This window comes from Microlunatus panaciterrae (assembly GCF_016907535.1).
Lineage (GTDB): Bacteria > Actinomycetota > Actinomycetes > Propionibacteriales > Propionibacteriaceae > Microlunatus > Microlunatus panaciterrae.
Window position 1 is genome coordinate 795,358 of sequence record NZ_JAFBCF010000001.1, and the last position, 16,596, is coordinate 811,953.

The 16,596-nt window shown below is 68.7% G+C and carries 16 protein-coding genes; 8 read left to right on the forward strand and 8 right to left on the reverse strand.

Translation table 11 applies throughout. The features are described 5' to 3' along the window. Positions 1-5: 5 nt before the first annotated feature. Positions 6-1,022, reverse strand: a complete 1,017-nt coding sequence (hrcA, locus tag JOE57_RS03585; protein WP_204916424.1) for a heat-inducible transcriptional repressor HrcA — start codon at positions 1,020-1,022, stop codon at positions 6-8. A 63-nt stretch (positions 1,023-1,085) separates the two neighbouring features. On the opposite strand from hrcA, the gene JOE57_RS03590 reads away from it, so the two are divergent. After that, positions 1,086-1,952, forward strand: a complete 867-nt coding sequence (locus tag JOE57_RS03590) for an MBL fold metallo-hydrolase (protein WP_204916425.1) — start codon at positions 1,086-1,088, stop codon at positions 1,950-1,952. A gap of 39 nt (positions 1,953-1,991) precedes the next feature. On the opposite strand, the gene JOE57_RS03595 is transcribed toward JOE57_RS03590, so the two are convergent. Both JOE57_RS03595 and JOE57_RS19105 read right to left on the reverse strand, forming a co-directional pair. Then, positions 1,992-2,648, reverse strand: coding sequence for a response regulator (locus JOE57_RS03595; RefSeq protein WP_204916426.1), 657 nt, complete (start codon positions 2,646-2,648; stop codon positions 1,992-1,994). Continuing rightward, positions 2,645-3,850 carry a histidine kinase gene (locus JOE57_RS19105; protein WP_204916427.1) on the reverse strand — a complete coding sequence of 402 codons (1,206 nt, stop codon included), beginning with the start codon at positions 3,848-3,850 and terminating at the stop codon, positions 2,645-2,647. The genes JOE57_RS03595 and JOE57_RS19105 overlap by 4 nt, the downstream gene beginning before the upstream one ends. A gap of 270 nt (positions 3,851-4,120) precedes the next feature. Here JOE57_RS19105 and JOE57_RS03605 point away from each other — a divergent pair, with 270 nt between their 5' ends. From JOE57_RS03605 to JOE57_RS03620, 4 genes are all read left to right on the forward strand, one after another. Then, the gene (locus JOE57_RS03605; protein WP_204916428.1) at positions 4,121-4,366 is read left to right on the forward strand and encodes an SHOCT domain-containing protein; all 246 of its coding nucleotides are present in this window, start codon (positions 4,121-4,123) and stop codon (positions 4,364-4,366) included. Positions 4,367-4,520: 154 nt separating this feature from the next. After that, positions 4,521-5,645: a substrate-binding domain-containing protein gene (locus JOE57_RS03610; RefSeq protein ID WP_204916429.1), complete on the forward strand. Its 1,125-nt coding sequence runs from the start codon at positions 4,521-4,523 to the stop codon at positions 5,643-5,645. A gap of 9 nt (positions 5,646-5,654) precedes the next feature. After that, on the forward strand, positions 5,655-6,518 hold the full coding sequence (locus tag JOE57_RS03615) for a DUF3097 domain-containing protein (RefSeq protein ID WP_204916430.1): 864 nt from the start codon (positions 5,655-5,657) through the stop codon (positions 6,516-6,518). Positions 6,519-6,718: 200 nt separating this feature from the next. Then, complete coding sequence (locus tag JOE57_RS03620; protein WP_204916431.1) at positions 6,719-7,627, forward strand: type IV toxin-antitoxin system AbiEi family antitoxin domain-containing protein; 909 nt, start codon at positions 6,719-6,721, stop codon at positions 7,625-7,627. A gap of 84 nt (positions 7,628-7,711) precedes the next feature. Here JOE57_RS03620 and hemW read toward each other — a convergent pair whose 3' ends face one another. From hemW to JOE57_RS03635, 3 genes are read right to left on the reverse strand one after another with little or no spacing between them, the layout of a single operon-like run. After that, positions 7,712-8,929, reverse strand: a complete 1,218-nt coding sequence (hemW, locus tag JOE57_RS03625; RefSeq protein ID WP_204916432.1) for a radical SAM family heme chaperone HemW — start codon at positions 8,927-8,929, stop codon at positions 7,712-7,714. 31 nt (positions 8,930-8,960) lie between these two features. Continuing rightward, on the reverse strand, positions 8,961-9,782 hold the full coding sequence (locus JOE57_RS03630) for an S-methyl-5'-thioadenosine phosphorylase (RefSeq protein ID WP_204916433.1): 822 nt from the start codon (positions 9,780-9,782) through the stop codon (positions 8,961-8,963). A 30-nt stretch (positions 9,783-9,812) separates the two neighbouring features. Next, positions 9,813-10,712 carry an NADP-dependent oxidoreductase gene (locus JOE57_RS03635; RefSeq protein ID WP_204916434.1) on the reverse strand — a complete coding sequence of 300 codons (900 nt, stop codon included), beginning with the start codon at positions 10,710-10,712 and terminating at the stop codon, positions 9,813-9,815. Between the two features lie 100 nt (positions 10,713-10,812). Between JOE57_RS03635 and JOE57_RS03640 the strand changes: the two genes are divergently transcribed. From JOE57_RS03640 to JOE57_RS03650, 3 genes are read left to right on the forward strand one after another with little or no spacing between them, the layout of a single operon-like run. Further along, positions 10,813-12,096 carry an ABC transporter substrate-binding protein gene (locus JOE57_RS03640; RefSeq protein ID WP_204916435.1) on the forward strand — a complete coding sequence of 428 codons (1,284 nt, stop codon included), beginning with the start codon at positions 10,813-10,815 and terminating at the stop codon, positions 12,094-12,096. Between the two features lie 8 nt (positions 12,097-12,104). Then, the gene (locus JOE57_RS03645; RefSeq protein WP_204916436.1) at positions 12,105-13,031 is read left to right on the forward strand and encodes a carbohydrate ABC transporter permease; all 927 of its coding nucleotides are present in this window, start codon (positions 12,105-12,107) and stop codon (positions 13,029-13,031) included. Continuing rightward, positions 13,028-13,855, forward strand: a complete 828-nt coding sequence (locus tag JOE57_RS03650; protein ID WP_204916437.1) for a carbohydrate ABC transporter permease — start codon at positions 13,028-13,030, stop codon at positions 13,853-13,855. Before JOE57_RS03645 ends, JOE57_RS03650 begins: the two co-directional genes overlap by 4 nt. Before the next feature lie 351 nt (positions 13,856-14,206). Here JOE57_RS03650 and JOE57_RS03655 read toward each other — a convergent pair whose 3' ends face one another. After that, on the reverse strand, positions 14,207-14,629 hold the full coding sequence (locus JOE57_RS03655; RefSeq protein WP_204916438.1) for a DoxX-like family protein: 423 nt from the start codon (positions 14,627-14,629) through the stop codon (positions 14,207-14,209). Between the two features lie 2 nt (positions 14,630-14,631). Continuing rightward, positions 14,632-16,497 carry a translation elongation factor 4 gene (gene lepA, locus JOE57_RS03660; protein ID WP_204916439.1) on the reverse strand — a complete coding sequence of 622 codons (1,866 nt, stop codon included), beginning with the start codon at positions 16,495-16,497 and terminating at the stop codon, positions 14,632-14,634. Positions 16,498-16,596: the final 99 nt, after the last annotated feature.

Sequence of the window (16,596 nt, forward strand, 5' to 3'; positions counted from 1 at the left end):
CTTCGTCATCCTTCAGAGAGGAACCGGCCGACGTAGCGTGCTACGGCTCGGACCGATGCCATGGTTGAGGGGTAATCCATCCGGGTGGGACCGACGATCCCCAGCGTGGCCCAGGTGTCGTCCTGGCTACCGTAGCCAGTCGCGACCACCGAGGTCGACTGCAGTTCCTTGTACGGGTTCTCCTGCCCGATCCGCACCGTCACGACATCGGCCGTGGTCGCCTCGCCCAGCAGCTTGAGCAGCACCACCTGCTCCTCCAGGGCCTCCAGAACCGGACGCACCGTGGTCTCGAACTCGTCTCCGAAACGGGTCAGGTTGGGCACGCCGCCGACGACGAACCGGGTGCTGGTGTCGCCGCTGAGCATCTCCAGCAGGCCGGCGATGCAGACGGCGCCGATGCCGTCCTCCGGCTGAGGGAGCTCCGCCATCAGCGAGGTCAGCTGCTGGACCGCCTGGGCCGTCGTCCGGCCCATCACGGTCGCGTTCAGCTTGGTACGCAGGCTGCTCAGTGTCTCCTCGTCGTACTCCGGCAGCTCGAGGGAGCGCTGCTCGATGCGCCCGGTCGAGCTGATCAGGATCAGCAGCACCCGCGTCCTGGACAGCGACACCAGTTCGACGTGACGGACCGTGGAGTGGCTCAGCGTCGGGTACTGGACGATGGCGACCTGCTGGGTGGCCTGCGCCAGCAGCCGCACGGTCCGCTTCAGCACGTCGTCGAGGTCGAGGGCCCCGGACAGGAAGGTCTGGATGGCGCGCTTCTCGGCGAGCGACAACGGCTTGACCGTGCCCAGCCGGTCGACGAACAGCCGGTAACCCTTGTCGGTCGGGATCCGGCCGGCAGAGGTGTGGGGTTGGGTGATGTAGCCCTCCTCCTCCAGCACCGCCATGTCGTTGCGTACGGTCGCCGGCGAGACACCCAGGTCATGCCGTTCGACCAGGGCCTTGGACCCGACCGGCTCCTGGCTGGAGACGTAGTCGGTCACGATGGCTCGCAGGACCTCGAGCTTGCGATCGTCGATCATGTCCCCTCCTCACCGATGCTCGTCCATTTGGCACTCACCCATCCAGAGTGCCAGTCTAGCGGCATGAGCGAGACCGGTGCCGAACCTGAAGTCCCCCTCAGCGGCGAATGGCAGGAGCTGGCGACAGGCGTCTACCGGCTGACGACTGCCCCAGCAGCAGTGAACCTGGGCCTGATCGTCGGGTCGGACAGTGCGGTGCTGGTCGACACCGGTTCGACGCCCGCCCAGGGCCTGGCGGTGCGCAGATCGGTGGCGTCGGTGACCGACCTGCCGCTGAGCGCGGTGATCGTCACCCACTGGCACTACGACCACGCCTTCGGACTCGCCGCGTTCGACGACCTGGTCACCATCGGCCACGAGACCGTGCGCGACCGGATCAGCTCCAGCGAGGCGGCCGAGGCGGCGACCGAGCTGGGGATCGATGCCGGCAGCCTGGCTCTGCCGAACCGGGAGATCGTGCTCGCAGCCGCCCTCGACCTGGGCGGTGACCGGCGGGTCGAGGTGGCCCACATCGGGCGCGGTCACACCGAGGGTGACCTGGTCGTCGTGGTCCCGGACGCGGGCGTGGTGTTCGTCGGCGACCTGCTGGAGTCGGCCGGGCCGCCCTGGTTCGGGGCTGACTCCGTACCGATGGAATGGGCCGCCACCCTAGACGGGGTGATCGGCCTGATGACGCCGACGGTGCGCGCGGTGCCTGGACACGGAGAGCCGGTCGACCGGGAGTTCGTCTTCAACCAGCGGGGCGAGATCGCGGCTGTCGCCGGCGAGATCCGGCGGCTGGTCGAGGCCGGAGTGGCCCAGTCCGCGGCGCTGTCCAGCGGCTCCTGGCCGTATCCGGAGCAGCACGTCGCCGCCGGCATCGCACCCGGCTACGGCGCACTGAGCGGTCTCGGCGTCAAGGGCACCCGCCCGACCCTGCCCCTGGCCTGATCGCGGCCCCTGGCCTGATCGCAGCAGGGCCGCTGGCGCTTACTGGACGAGTCCGGACTGGTAAGCGATCACGACCAGCTGTGCCCGGTCCCTCGCCCGGAGCTTGACCATCGCCCGGCTGACGTGGGTCCTGGCCGTCGCCGGGCTCACCACCAGCCGGTCGGCGATCTCGTCGTTGCTGAGTCCTTCACCGATCAGGGCCAACACCTCGCGCTCGCGGTCGGTGAGCTCCTTCAGCTCCGGATGGGTGCGGCGGACCACGCCTGCCGTGGCGGTGAACGAGTCCAGCACGCGTCGCGTCACCGACGGCGACAACAGCGACTCTCCGGCGGCGGCCAACCGGATCGCCCGGAGCATCTCCACGGGGTCGCTGTCCTTGATCAAGAAACCGGCCGCACCGGCCCGCAGCGCGTCGAAGACGTATTCATCCAGCTCGAACGTGGTCAACATCACCACCCGGACGCCGCTGAGTCTCGGATCTGCGGCGATCCGCCGCAGCGCCTCGATCCCATCCAGGACAGGCATCCGGACGTCCATCAAGATCACGTCCGGTCGCTCGGCGATGACCAGTTCGAGGGCCTGTTGACCGTTGACCGCCTCTCCGGCGACCGCCAGGTCGTCCTCCGACTCGATCAATACCCGCAGCCCCATCCGCACCAGCGGCTGGTCGTCGGCGATCGCCACCCTGATCGTCATCCGCCCTCCCCGACCGTCGGCAGCTCGGCCCGGACGACGAACCTTCCGGCAGCGTCGGGGCCGACCTGAAGCGTGCCACCCACGGCGCGGGCACGCTCCTGCATGCCGGAGATGCCGTTGCCAGCAACGACCGGACCTGGTCTGCGGGCCTCGGAGCAGTCAGCCACCTCGATGATCAACGCCCGGCCATCGACCCCGATCCGGACCGAGGCGTCGGCACCCTCGGCGTGCCGGGCCACGTTGGTCAACGCCTCCTGGACGATCCGGTAGGCAGCATGATCAACTGCCGTCGGCAGCGGTGGCAGCCGGCCATCGGGCTGCCCGGCAACGGTGACCGTGACGTGACGCCCGGCGGAGCGCAGGCCGGCCACCAGCTCATCCAACCGGTCCAGGCCCGGCTGAGGTGCCCGCACATCGTCCGGACCGGCGCCACGGAAGACGGTCAGCGTGCCGCGCAGCTCCTCGAGCGCGTCCTTGCTGGTCTGCCGGATCGCCTCCAGCGATGGACCCACCTGGTCGGGGCGCTTCTCCAGGACATGCAGTGCGACCCCCGCCTGCATGTTGATCACCGACAGGCTGTGGCCGACCACGTCATGCACCTCCCGGGCGATCCGGAGACGCTCCTCGTAGGCGTAGCGCCGCAGCTCCTGTTCGCGTTCGAGACGCTGCGTGTCGTTGCGGTTGCGGCGCAGGACGCCGACCAGCACCGCCAGGAAGCTCAGCATCATCACGCCGAACAGGGCCCGGAACAGGGCGGGGTCAAGCAGCCCCAGATAGGGGTCGCGCCAGAAGCCGGCCAGCACCATCGGCAGGATCAACACCGGTAGCGGCGCCCAGCTCCGCACCGGAAGCAGCCGTGCCAGCGCCAGCAGGCAGACGGCCGGCGCCAGCAGCACCGGCCCGATCGGATGCCCGAGGGCGAGGCAGCCGCCGGTGCCGAGGGTGGCCAGCACGAAGCCGAGGCGCGGCTGGAACCGGCGCAGCGCGACCCCTCCCACGACGAGAAGCAGGAAGGGTCCCGTCGCCCATGGAAGCGGCGTGTCCAGGTCGAAGCCGGGCCGCCACGGCGGTCCGTGCATCCCTCGACCATGCCCGTCGGGCAGCTCGATCGGTCGGTAGGTGGCCGCCATCAGGGATGCCACGCCGATGAGCAGCGCCAAACCGAGGTCCCAGAGCACCATCGGGCCGGATCTCGATCTCACCGCGCTCCTTCCGGCCGTCGGGCAGCCGCCAGGGCATGTCAGGTCGAGCCTAGCCGGGCACACCGGAGGACACATCGGCTCGACTGCGTATCCGTCGTACGCAGCGGCGCGTAGTCGAAGTGTCGCCCGCCGGTTGATGTGCGGAACGCCTTGACGGCGCACCCTTGGGGCATGAACACCTTCTTGATTCCCATGGTGGGGCCTATGGGTCCCCATCTTCATCACTGGGGCGACGGACCGTCCCCCTTCGCACCGTTCCTAGGAGTTGTCATGGGCCTACTCTTCCTGCTGCTGTTGCTGGCGGCTTTTCTCTTCCTCCGCCGGAACATGGCCGGCGGCCGACCGCCGTGGCTGACGCCGCGCTCCGCCCCCGAGGACGAGGCCAAGCGGGTGCTGTCGGAGCGGTTCGCCCGCGGAGACATCAGCTCCGACGAGTTCCTCGAGCGGGCCAGTGTGCTGAACTGGACTCCTGGCACCAACCCTTGGGCTGAACGGCCCAAGAAGAAGCGCTTCTGACCCCCACGGGTGGGCTGCGGGCGTGCCGGCAGCTGGCCGGCCCGCAGCCCGCCATCCTTCTGTTGTCGGCCTGAACGGCTCTCTGTATCGTTTCAGGAGAACGTTCACGCAGACGTGGCCAGTCGGAAGACCTGGTCGGAGGGAGGCACCGTTCGTGGCCCGCGTCACCCTCAAGACCCTGGCCGAGGCGGTCGGCGTCTCGCCGGCCACCGTGTCCAACGCCTACAACCGGCCAGGGCAGCTGTCGGTTGAACTGCGCGAGCGGATCCTGGCCACCGCCGACGAGCTCGGCTACGCCGGGCCTGACCCGGCCGGCCGGGCCCTGCGCAGCGGACGAGCCGGTTCGATCGGCGTGCTCTTCACAGAGCACCTGTCCTACGCGTTCTCCGATCCGTACGCGGTCGGTTTCCTGACCGGCCTGAGCCAGGTGGTCGAGCGGCAGGGCACCAGCATCGTGCTGCTCCCGGTCACCATGAACGGCAGCGACCCTGACGTCACCGCCGTCAGCCGGGCCACCATCGACGCGGTCACGACCTTCTCGGTGTCCAGCACCCACCCCGCCGCACTGCTGGTCACCGCCCGCGGCATCCCGTTGGTGTCGACCGACCTCAGCGACGACCCGGACGCCGCCTGGGTGGCCATCGACGACCGCCGGGCCGGGGCCCTGCTCGGAAGCCACCTCGGCGAGCTGGGCCACCGCCGGATCTGCGTCATCGTCGACACCAACCTGCCGGCCGGCAGTGAGGCCCGGCTGGTGCCGTCCGACGACCAGGTCAGCTGTGTCGTCTGCCGTACCCGGTTGCGTGGTCTGCGCGACAGCCTGCCGGAGGCAGACATCCTGCTGGTCTCGGGCGGGCACAACGCGTTCAGCTCCGGGAAGTCGGCTGCGGCGTTCGGGCTGGACCACCAGCCGGGCTGCACAGCTCTCGTCGGGATCAGTGACGTGGTGGCGCTGGGAGCACTGGAGACGCTGCACGACCGGGGCCTGGTGCCCGGCCGGGACGTCTCGGTCTGCGGCGTGGATGACATTCCCGCCGCAGAGTCGGCAGGCCTGACCACCATCCGGCAGCCCATCGTCGAGAAGGGCCGCAGGGTCGGCGAGCTGCTGCTCGACCCCACCATCGCCGAGCGTCAGGTCCTGCTGCCGATCGAGCTCGTAGTCCGCAGCAGCACCGGTCCGGCCTTGAGCCGGCCGTCGACCCCCGGCCGGCACGGCCGGGAGCAGCGACGTCGCCGCCAGCCCGTGTCGCAGCAGGACGGGGACGTCGATGCTCTCTAGTCTTGGTCGATGGCTTCCCCGGTTGACCGTTATGCGCGCGACGTCCTCTCCCCCGGCTGGCAGAAGGTCGGCAAGAAGGAGAGCCGGCAGCACGAGCTGTCGATGGGTCTGGTGGTGGAGGACGCCAGCACCGGCTTCTGCGGCGCGGTGACCCGCTGGGAGAACGGCCTGGTCGTGCTGGAGGACCGCCACGGCAAGAAGCGCAGCTTTCCACTCGGCGCCGGCTTCCTGCTCGACGGCCAGCCGGTCGCCCTGACAATGCCCCGCGGCGCCAAGGCACCAGCCGCGGCGACCCGGACCGCGTCGGGCTCGGTGGCCACCCCGCAACAGCGGGCCCGGGTGGCGCTGCCCAGCCGGATCTACGTCGAGGGACGCCATGACGCCGAGCTGGTCGAGAAGGTCTGGGGCGACGACCTGCGACATGAAGGGGTCGTGGTCGAGTACCTCGGCGGCATCGACGACCTGCCCGCCATCGTCGCCGACTTCGCCCCGCAGCGAGGCCGCCGGCTGGGCGTCCTGGTGGACCACCTGGTGCCCGGCAGCAAGGAGTCCCGGATCGCCGAACAGGTGCGCAGCGGGCATTCCGGACGCTTCGTCCACGTCACCGGTCACCCGTTCATCGACATCTGGCAGGCGGTCAAGCCGGCCCGGGTCGGGCTGGAGGCCTGGCCGCAGATCCCCCGCGACGTCGAGTGGAAGCACGGGATCTGTGCGCACCTGGGATGGCCGCACGCCGACCAGGCCGACATCGCCAAGGCCTGGCAGCTGATCCTGAGCAGGGTCGACTCCTGGACGGACCTGGAGACCGCGCTGCTGACCCGGGTGGAGGAGCTGATCGACTTCGTGACCCAGGACCACGTGTTCCGGGACTGACGGCCCGTACGCAGGTCGTCCGAAGACCACTTCGCGCAGGTTCGTCGTACCCCGCACACGGCAGACCCTGGGCAAGGACCGCGAAACTGCGCGAAGACGCGATCCCCAGCCATCCCCAGCACTTATTGCCGGTCGCAGAGTTGTCCACAGATGCGTCTTTGCGCCCTCCCCGGTACTCCCCGGTGCGCTGATCTGGAGACATGACCGAGCCCATACTGAGTAGCGACCTGCTGGCGCAGGGCTACAGCCGCGACGAAGTCCGGCGGATGCACCGTCGCGGCGAGCTCGTCCGGCTGCGTCGGGGCGCCTACCTGAAGCCCGAGAGCGAACCTCCAGCCGCCCGCGATCGGCACCTCCAACTGGTCCGGGCCACCCTGCCTCAGGTCTCGGAGGCTGCCGTCGTCAGTCACGTGTCGGCGGCGGTGCTGCACGGCCTGCCGGTCTGGACCGACAGCCTCGACCGCGTCCACCTGACCCGGGATCGGTCCAGCGGCGGGCGTCGAGCCAGCGGCGTGCACGTCCACACGGCTCCGTTGCCGACCGACGAGGTGGTGCAGCTGGATGGGATCAGAGTGACGTCGCTGGCCCGCACGGTGGTGGACCTCGGCCGCAGCCAACCGTACGAGCGGGCGGTGGCGGCTGGCGACCGGGCTCTCGCCGGCGGCTTGGACCCGGCCGACCTGGACGAGGCGATGGGTCGGGCCCGCCACCGTCCGGGGATGGCGAGCGCCCGTCGCGCGGTGGCCTTTCTGGACCCTCGGAGCGAGAGCCCAGGCGAGTCGCTGAGCCGGGTCACGCTGGCGCAGCTCGGTCTGATGCCGACCGAGCTGCAGCTTCGCATCGTCGGAGGCGACGGTCGGCTGGTGGCCCGGACCGACTTCGGCTGGCGGGAGCACCGGACCGTCGGAGAGTTCGACGGCAGGATCAAGTATGGGCGGCTGCTTTCGCCCGGGCAGTCGCTCGAGGATGTGCTCTTCAAGGAGAAGCTCCGCGAGGATGCCCTGCGTGATCTGGGCTGGGAGGTGGTGCGCTGGGTCTGGGCCGATCTGTACCGCCCGGAGGTGATCGCCGAGCGGCTGCGGCGCGCCTTCACCCGAGCATCCCGCTGACCAGCTGTTCGCGCAGGTTCGTCGTACCCCGCACACGGCAGACCCTGGGTGAGGACCGCGACGTTGTGCGAAGAGCGCCTAGAGTCAGTCGAGCAGCTCGCGGATGATGCCGTCGGCCAGCAGCCGGCCCGGCAGCGTGAGGACCAGCCGGTCGGAGGTCACCTCGGCCAGTCCGCGGGCCACGATCGCCGGCACCCGGAGCCGCTCGGTCGACGACAGCACGGCCAGGTCGAGCCCGTCGGCGAGCCGGAGCTCGAGCAGGACCCGTTCCACCCGGCGGTCGGCGGCGCTCAGCACCTCACGCGAGTAGGCCGGCGACACCTGGTCGGCCAGCCGCTGGGCGTACGCCGCCGGATGCTTCACGTTCCACCACCGGGTGCCCCCGACGTGGCTGTGCGCCCCGGGACCCACGCCCCACCAGTGATGGCCCCGCCAGTACGCCAGGTTGTGACGGCACCGGGCGGAGGGAGCATTGGCCCAGTTGCTCACCTCGTAGGCCGCGTAACCGGCCCGGGTCAGCAGCTCCTCCGCCAGCAGATACTTGTCGGCCAGGTCGTCTTCGTCGGTCATCGGCAGCACCCCGCGGCGGATCTGCGCGGCCAGCCGGGTGCCGTCCTCAACGATCAGTGCGTAGCCACTGAGATGGTCCGGTTCGGCCGCCAGAGCAGCCTCGAGGCTGACCCGCCAGTCCTCCATCGACTCCCCCGGCGTGCCGTAGATCAGGTCGAGACTCGTGCTGGCGAAGCCCGCAGCCTTGGCCTCGCCGACCGCCTGCTGCGGCCGGCCGGGTGAGTGGGTGCGGTCCAGCACCCGCAGTACGTGCGGCACCGCCGACTGCATCCCGAACGAGATCCGGTTGTAGCCCTGCTCGACCAGCCGCTGCAGGCCGGCCGCATCGATGGACTCGGGGTTCGACTCGGTGGTGACCTCGACGTCGGCGGCCAGGCCGAACCGCTCCTCGATGGCGCCGAGCAGCCGACCGAGATGGTCGGGCGGCAGCAGGGTCGGCGTTCCGCCGCCGATGAAGACCGTGGACACCGCCGGCGCGCCCTCCCCCAGCACTCGACGGGCGAGGTCGAGCTCGGTGATGGCGGCGTCGACGTAGCTGTCACGACTGGCACCTCGAGCGCTGCCCAGCTCGCTGGCCGTGTAGGTGTTGAAGTCGCAGTAGCCGCAGCGGGTGGTGCAGAACGGCACGTGCACGTAGATGCTCAGCGGCACGTCGGGAACCGCGGCGAGCGAGCCGACGGGCAGCGAGCCGTCCGCAGGAGCGGGATCGGCTTCGGGCAGGGTCGACGGCATGCAATCGAGCGTAGTCCAGCGCGCCGGCCCGTCAGGGCAGCGCGAACGGCAGGGTGATCTCGTCCAGCGACCGTCGGCAGCTGCAGTCGGCCTCGGCGTCGGACTGCGGCTCCGGCAGCCGCGCCACCACCGAGTACAGCAGCTCCTTCAGCCGGCCAACGTTGGAGGCGAAGGTCCGGAGCACGTCGGCATGGGTGACCGCCTCGCCGCCCTCGATGCCGGCATCGTGGTCGGTGACCATGCCGATCGCGGTGTAGCACAGGGCCAGCTCCCTGGCGATGGACGCCTCCGGAGCACCGGTCATGCCCACAATCGACCACCCCTGCGCCGCGTGCCAGGTCGACTCGGCCCGAGTGGAGAAGCGCGGCCCGTTGACCACCACCAGGGTGCCCCCGTCGACGAGGTGCTCGTCCGACCCGGCCGCGGACAGCACCGCGTCTCGGCCACGGGGACAGTACGGGTCGGCGAAGGTGATGTGCACCACCGGACCCTCGGCGTCGTAGATGGTCTGCGGACGCCCCGAGGTGCGGTCGACCAGCTGGTCGGGGACGACGAAGGTGCCCGGCCCGAGGTCGGGTTTGAGCGATCCGACTGCGCAGGGGCCGAGCACCTGCCGGACACCCAGCGAGCGCAACCCCCACAGGTTGGCCCGGTAGTTGACCCGATGCGGCTGGAACTGGTGCCGGGCACCGTGCCTGGGCAGGAAGGCGACCCGCCGACCGGCCACCTCACCGACGGTGATGGCGGCGCTAGGCGGACCGAACGGTGTCTCGACCGTGAGCTCCTCCGGGTCGGTGAGGAAGCTGTAGAAGCCGGAGCCGCCGATGATGCCGATGTCCGCCTGCAGGGTCATGGAGCGACCGTATCGATGACGCGTTCGGGCTCAGCCGACGACCAGCACCAGCTTGCCCCGGACGTGTCCGCCTTCGCTGAGCCGGTGCGCCTGCTCGGCGTCGGCCAACGGGAAGGTCTGCACCGGGATCTGCAGCCGGCCGGCCGCGTAGAGGGCGGCCACCTCGGCCAGTGCCGCCGTCGGGTCGCCGTCGCTGCCGCCCGACGTGACCCGGATCCCGGACCCGGCTGCGGCGAAGTTGGCGATCGAGACGACCTGCTCCGGACGGTCGACCAGGCCGATCAGGTCGGCGACCGGCGTCTTGCCGACCGCGTCGAAAACCCCGTCCACCCCGTCCGGGTACAGCGCCCGGACCCGGTCGCCGAGCCCGGAGCCATAGCTGACCGGGGTCGCGCCGAGGCTCGCCAGGAACTCGTGGTTGCGTTCACTGGCCGTACCGATCACGGTGGCACCCCGGGCCACGGCCAGCTGGACACCGAACAGGCCGACGCCGCCGGCGGCTCCGTCGATCAGCACCGTCTGGCCGCTCGTGGTGCCCAGCAGCCCCAGCACCCGATGAGCGGTCTCTCCCGCCACCCCAGCCGCCGCAGCTTCTGCCCAGGGCATCGACGGGGGTTTCGCGGCCCAGCTGTTCAGCACGGCGTACTCGGCGGCGGTGTCAGAGCCGAGCCCGAACACCTCGTCGCCCACCGTGATCTTCTCGACGCCCTCGCCCACCTGGTCCACCACTCCGGCGGCGTCGAACCCGAGCTGGCGCGGCAGCGCCCCTTCGGTACCGACAGCGCCGGAGCGGATCTTCCAGTCGATCGGGTTGACACTGGTCGTCCGGACGGCGATCCGGATCTGTCCCGGTCCGGCCTGCGGCTCCGGCACCTCGGCCACCTCGAGCACCTCCGGGCCGCCATAGGTCGAGAACTGGAGTGCCTGCATGATCAAGATCCTTCCGTACTCGACAGAGATATCTGATCGAGATGTTCACCAGCGCGGGACATCACGCACAACCCTCAACTTTTCAAATATAGTCCCCACCATGTCCTTTTCCAGACGACGATTCCTCGCCCTCACCGGTGGCCTCGCCACCGCAGCAATGGGGGTCACCGGCTGCGGCTCGAACACCGGCCGACCGAACTCCGGGTCCTCCAGCGCCGGGGGTGGCGGCAGCAAGCCAGCCCTCTCGCAGTGGTACCACGAGTACGGTGAGGACGGTGTGCAGGAGGCGGTCGAGCGGTACGCCAAGGCGTACGACAAGGCCGATATCACGGTGAAGTGGAACCCCGGTGAGTACGAGAAGCTGGTCTCCGCCGCACTGCTCACCGACAAGGTGCCGGACATCTTCGAATACGGCAACGGACCGACCCTGGACATGATCAAGGCCGGCCAGGTGCTGGATGTCACCGACACCCTCGGGGACGCGAAGGACCAGTTCTCGGCACCGGTGCTGGCGCCGATGATCTGGGAGGACAAGGTCTGGGCCATCCCGCAGACGGTCGACATGCAGATGCTCTACTACCGCAAGTCCATGCTCGACAAGGCCGGTGTGCAGCCACCGCAGACCTTCGACGAGCTCATCGATGCCGCCAAGGCCGTCAAGACCAAGGACGTCGGCGGGTTCTTCGCCGGCAACGACGGCGGGCTCGGCGTGCTGGGTGCCCTGCTGATCTGGTCGGCGGGCTTCGAATACCTCAACGAGGGCAAGGACGGCATCGGCTTCGCCGACCCCGCCATGTACGACGGGCTGGCCAAGTTCCGCGAGTTCCGCAAGTCCGGCGGGGTGCTGGAGAGCGCCTCGGCCGACTGGTTCGACGCCGCACCGTTCGTCCAGGGTGAGACCGCGATGCAGTGGACCGGGCTGTGGGTACTGCCGCAGGTGCAGAAGGCCCTGGGCGACGACTTCGGGGTGATCCCGTTCCCGAAGATCGGCACCTCGGGCCGTCAGGCCGTGCCGATCGGGGCCTTCAGCTCGGTCGTCTCGGCCAAGGGCACCGACCCGGACGCCGCCAAGGCCTTCATCAAGTGGCTGTGGGTGGACAAGGAGGACTACCAGGTCGACTTCTCCAACTCCTACGGCACCCACATCCCGGCGAAGACGGCGTTGGCTCCGAAGGCGGATAAGCTCGCCTCGGGAGCGGGTGCCGACGCGGCCAAGTTCGTGGCGGAGATGGGACACGGGCCGGACCTGCTGTGGACCCCGGCGACAGCCCAGGCCTACACCACCGCGCTGAGCAACATCGTGCTGAAGAACGCCGACCCGAAGGGCGAGATCGCCAAGGTCGACGCCAAGGCGAAGGCGGAGATCAAGCGAGTCAACGGCTGACGTCGACGATGAGCACTGTCGTCACCCGGCTGCGCGGGCGGCAGGACCGCAACGTGTGGTTCTGGGTGTTCGTCGGTCCGTTCTTCCTCGGGCTGTTGATCTTCGTCTACATCCCGATCGTCTGGAGCGTCTACCTGTCGTTCTTCGACGCACGCAACACGGTCACCCCGACCAGGTTCGTCGGCCTGGGCAACTACAGCTACCTGCTGCAGGACCGAGCTTTCCTGACCAGCATGGGCACGTTCACCGTGTTCGCGGCGTTCATCGTCCCGGTGACGTTCGCGGGATCGCTCGGCCTGGCCCTGCTGGTCAACAAGGCGAAAGTGGCCAAGGCGTTCTTCCGCTCCGCGTTCTTCCTGCCCACCGCGTGTTCGTACGTGATCGCGGCGATGATCTGGCGGCTGTCGTTCTTCAACGGGGCCCGCTTCGGACTCGTCAACACCCTGCTCCGGGGACTGGGGTTCGACAACGTCAACTGGCTGGGCGGGGGCAACTACTGGTACTGGCTGGTGCTCGTGACGCTGCGGCTCTGGCTCCAGGTCGGCTTCTACATGATCTTGTTCATGGCCGGGCTGCAGCGGATCCCCACCGATACCTACGAGGCGGCAGCGATCGACGGCGCTCGGGGCTGGAACGTCTTCCGCTACATCACCTTCCCGCAACTGCGCTCCACCTCGGTGGCTGTGCTGCTGCTGCTGCTGATCGCCGCCTTCCAGGCCTTCGACGAGTTCTACAACACGTTGATCTCCGTCGGCGGCTATCCCCCGTTCGCTCGACCGCCGCTGGTGTACCTGTATCTGATCTCCCTCGGCGGCGGCACCCAGGACCTCGGGTTGGGCAGCGCAGGCACCATCATCTTGACCGTGCTGATCGCGGTCATCGGCCTGGCGCAGCTCAAGATCGTCTCGCTGCGGAGTAAGGAGGAGACCTCATGAAATCCTCCCGGCTGGTGAGCACCCTGCGCTATGTCGCCCTGGTGCTGCTCGCCGGACTGTTCCTGATGCCGTTCTATGTGTTGTTGCGCAATGCCTTCTCAACCCAGCTCGGCATCACGGCCCCGCAGTGGCACTGGATCCCCGACAGCCTGAACGGCGACAACATCAAGGAGCTGTTCAACAACCGCAATGTCCCGATCGCCCGGAGCCTGGCCAACTCAGCCACGGTGTCGATCATCCAGACGTTCGGCACCGTCGCCATCTCGGCCATGGCCGGTTACGGTCTGGCCAGGATCGAGAACCGGCTGTCCAGGGTCATCCTCGGCATGACGGTGCTGACCCTGATGGTGCCGGCGGCCGTCACGTTCATCCCCAGCTTCGTGATGGTCTCGAGCCTGGGCTGGATCTCCACCCTGCGCGGACTGATCATCCCCGGGCTGTTCTCGGCCTTTGCGACGTTCCTGTTCCGGCAGTATTTCCTCGGCTTCCCGAAGGAGCTGGAGGAGGCCGCCTACATCGACGGCGCCGGCTACTGGCGGACCTTCTGGCGGGTGGTGATGCCGAACACGTACGGCATCTGCGCTGCGATCGGCACGATCATCTTCATCGGCTCCTGGAACGCGTTCCTGTGGCCGCTGCTGATCGGACAGGACCGGAGCTACCGCACCATCCAGGTCGCGCTGAGCCAGTTCATGACCTCGCAGCGGATCGACATGCCCCAGCTGTTCGTCGGCGCCGCTGTCGCGATCCTGCCGGTGGTGCTGGTGTTCATCTTCCTGCAGCGCTATCTGGTCCAGGGGGTCGAACGCTCCGGCATCGACTGACCGTACGGGCTCAACAGACGAATCGGCGCGTCAGTGCGACCTGCGGACCAGCCTCACGCTCAGGGCACGCAGGCGATCAGCATGACGCGCCGATATGTGCGTTGCCTCGTTTGAGGAGACGCCCCATACCCGTGGGCTCAGGGCGCGGTGTGGCTCGGCGGCGGGGGTTCATCCGGGTGCCGGTGCGGCCGTTCGCGGAGCCACCGCACGGCTTCCTGTGTCGTCGAGCGGATGGCCTCCAGCAGCCGGAAGGGAAGGGGAACCTTCCTCATTGCTCGAGCCCTCCCTCCGCTGTCGTCCGCCGCCCAATCTAGCCCGGCGTGCAAGGTCGACCGCGACGGCGACACCAGGTCACCCGAACGGTGACGGGCCACGCTTCGGCAGGTGGGACAGGCTGACCGCGACCAGCCAGATCAGCGCCACCAGGGCGAGTTGGGTGATCACCACCTGGACCGGTTCACCCACCAGCCGACGGCCATAGGTCAGGTCGATGGCGGTGAGCACCACCAGCGTCAGGGTCTGCACCACGGCAGCGACCCGTGGGGCGCCGCCGAAGATGACCCAGATCGCCAGCAGCACCTCAAAACCGCCGATCACCATCGTCACCCATCCACCGGAGCCGGGGGCCAGGAAGGGCACGGAGTCGATGATCGCCCGGTCGTCGGGACGCAGCCCGAGCAGCTTGGCGACCAGCCCGGCGTACAGCCACACCAGGGCGATGGACAGCTGGCCGAAGAACACCAGGCCGCGACCGACGGGACCAGTGCTCGGCATGGCTACTTCTTGTCGGCTCTGGTGGGCTCGGTGGTCGACAGCGCGGCGACGAATGCCTCCTGCGGCACCTCCACCCGCCCGACCATCTTCATCCGCTTCTTGCCCTCTTTCTGCTTCTCCAGCAGCTTGCGCTTGCGGGTGATGTCGCCGCCGTAGCACTTGGCCAGTACGTCCTTGCGGATGGCGCGAATGGTCTCCCTGGCGATCACCCGGGAGCCGATCGCGGCCTGGATCGGCACCTCGAACTGCTGCCGCGGGATGAGGTCCTTCAGCTTGCCGGCCATCATCACGCCATAGCTGTACGCCTTGTCCTTGTGCACGATCGCCGAGAACGCGTCCACGGGTTCGCCGTGCAGCAGGATGTCGACCTTGACCAGGTCAGCCGGCTGCTCACCCGAAGGCTCATAGTCGAGGCTGGCATAGCCCTTCGTGCGTGACTTCAGTGCATCGAAGAAGTCGAAGACGATCTCGGCCAGCGGCAGCGTGTAGCGAATCTCCACCCGGTCCTCGGAGAGGTAGTCCATTCCGTGCTGGATCCCCCGTCTGGCCTGGCAGAGCTCAAGGATCACCCCGATGTACTCCGCGGGCGCCAGGATCGTGCCCTTCACCACCGGCTCGTAGACGGCGGCGATCTTGCCGTTGGTCGGGTACTCCGATGGGTTGGTGACGACGTGTTCGCTGCCGTCCTCCATCTCCACCCGGTAGACCACGTTGGGCGCGGTCGAGATCAGGTCGAGGTTGAACTCACGTTCCAGCCGCTCCCGCACGATCTCCATGTGCAGCAGCCCGAGGAAACCGATCCGGAAGCCGAAGCCCAGTGCCCCCGACGTCTCCGGCTCGTAGGTCAGCGCGGCGTCGTTGAGCTGCAGCTTGTCCAGCGCCTCGCGCAGCTCCGGGTAGTCGGCACCGTCGATCGGGTAGAGGCCGGCGAACACCATCGGGTTCGGGTGTCGGTACCCGCCCAGCGACTCGGTGGCGGGCTTGGCTGCCGAGGTCACGGTGTCCCCGACCCGGGACTGCCGGACCTCCTTCACACCGGTGATCAGATAGCCGACCTCGCCGACCCGGAGCGAGTCCGACTTGATCGGCTCGGGCGAGATCACACCCACCTCGAGCGTCTCGTGGGTTGCCCTGGTCGACATCATCAGGACCTTCTCCCGGTGCGACAGCTCTCCGTCGATCACCCGCACGTAGGTCACCACGCCGCGGTAGGTGTCGTAGACCGAGTCGAAGATCAACGCCCGGGCCGGCGCATCGAGGTTTCCTACCGGTGCCGGGGTCTGCAGCACGATCTGGTCCAGCAGCTCCTTGACCCCCTCCCCGGTCTTCGCCGAGACCCGGAGGACGTCGGCCGGGTCGCAGCCGATGATGCCGGCAAGCTCGACGGCAAACTTCTCCGGCTGAGCGCTCGGCAGGTCGATCTTGTTCAGCACCGGGATGATGTGGAGGTCTGCCTCGATGGCGAGGTAGAGGTTGGCGAGCGTCTGCGCCTCGATCCCCTGCGCCGCGTCGACCAGCAGCACCGCGCCCTCACAGGCGGCCAGCGAGCGCGACACCTCATAGGTGAAGTCGACATGGCCCGGGGTGTCGATCATGTTCAGGACGTACGTCTGCTCGACGCCCCGGGCGTCGGCGACCGTCCACGGCATCCGGACCGCCTGCGACTTGATGGTGATCCCACGTTCCCGCTCGATGTCCATCCGGTCCAGGTACTGCGCCCGCATCGAGCGCGCGTCCACCACCCCGGTCAGCTGCAGCATCCGGTCGGCCAGGGTGGACTTGCCGTGGTCGATGTGCGCGATGATGCTGAAGTTCCGGATGATCGACGCGTCGGTACGGCCGGGGCGGGGCGCCTTGGCAGAACTCAATTCAACATCCAGTCAGGTCGACAACTCATGGTGGCCCGCTCTGCCGGCTGCGACACCGGGGGCCCGGCATCCCATCATCCCATGGGCCGACCCGCCACC

Bases quoted from the DNA above. Each gene is read 5' to 3' on its own strand.
- JOE57_RS03655 (WP_204916438.1), bottom strand. From the start codon at position 14,629: ATGCCGAGCACTGGTCCCGTCGGTCGCGGCCTGGTGTTCTTCGGCCAG.
- JOE57_RS03640 (WP_204916435.1), top strand. From the start codon at position 10,813: ATGTCCTTTTCCAGACGACGATTCCTCGCCCTCACCGGTGGCCTCGCC.
- JOE57_RS03590 (WP_204916425.1), top strand. From the start codon at position 1,086: ATGAGCGAGACCGGTGCCGAACCTGAAGTCCCCCTCAGCGGCGAATGG.
- JOE57_RS03635 (WP_204916434.1), bottom strand. From the start codon at position 10,712: ATGCAGGCACTCCAGTTCTCGACCTATGGCGGCCCGGAGGTGCTCGAG.
- JOE57_RS03650 (WP_204916437.1), top strand. From the start codon at position 13,028: ATGAAATCCTCCCGGCTGGTGAGCACCCTGCGCTATGTCGCCCTGGTG.
- hrcA (WP_204916424.1), bottom strand. From the start codon at position 1,022: ATGATCGACGATCGCAAGCTCGAGGTCCTGCGAGCCATCGTGACCGAC.
- JOE57_RS03620 (WP_204916431.1), top strand. From the start codon at position 6,719: ATGACCGAGCCCATACTGAGTAGCGACCTGCTGGCGCAGGGCTACAGC.
- JOE57_RS03605 (WP_204916428.1), top strand. From the start codon at position 4,121: ATGGGCCTACTCTTCCTGCTGCTGTTGCTGGCGGCTTTTCTCTTCCTC.
- JOE57_RS03615 (WP_204916430.1), top strand. From the start codon at position 5,655: ATGGCTTCCCCGGTTGACCGTTATGCGCGCGACGTCCTCTCCCCCGGC.
- JOE57_RS03630 (WP_204916433.1), bottom strand. From the start codon at position 9,782: ATGACCCTGCAGGCGGACATCGGCATCATCGGCGGCTCCGGCTTCTAC.
- JOE57_RS03595 (WP_204916426.1), bottom strand. From the start codon at position 2,648: ATGACGATCAGGGTGGCGATCGCCGACGACCAGCCGCTGGTGCGGATG.
- hemW (WP_204916432.1), bottom strand. From the start codon at position 8,929: ATGCCGTCGACCCTGCCCGAAGCCGATCCCGCTCCTGCGGACGGCTCG.
- JOE57_RS03645 (WP_204916436.1), top strand. From the start codon at position 12,105: ATGAGCACTGTCGTCACCCGGCTGCGCGGGCGGCAGGACCGCAACGTG.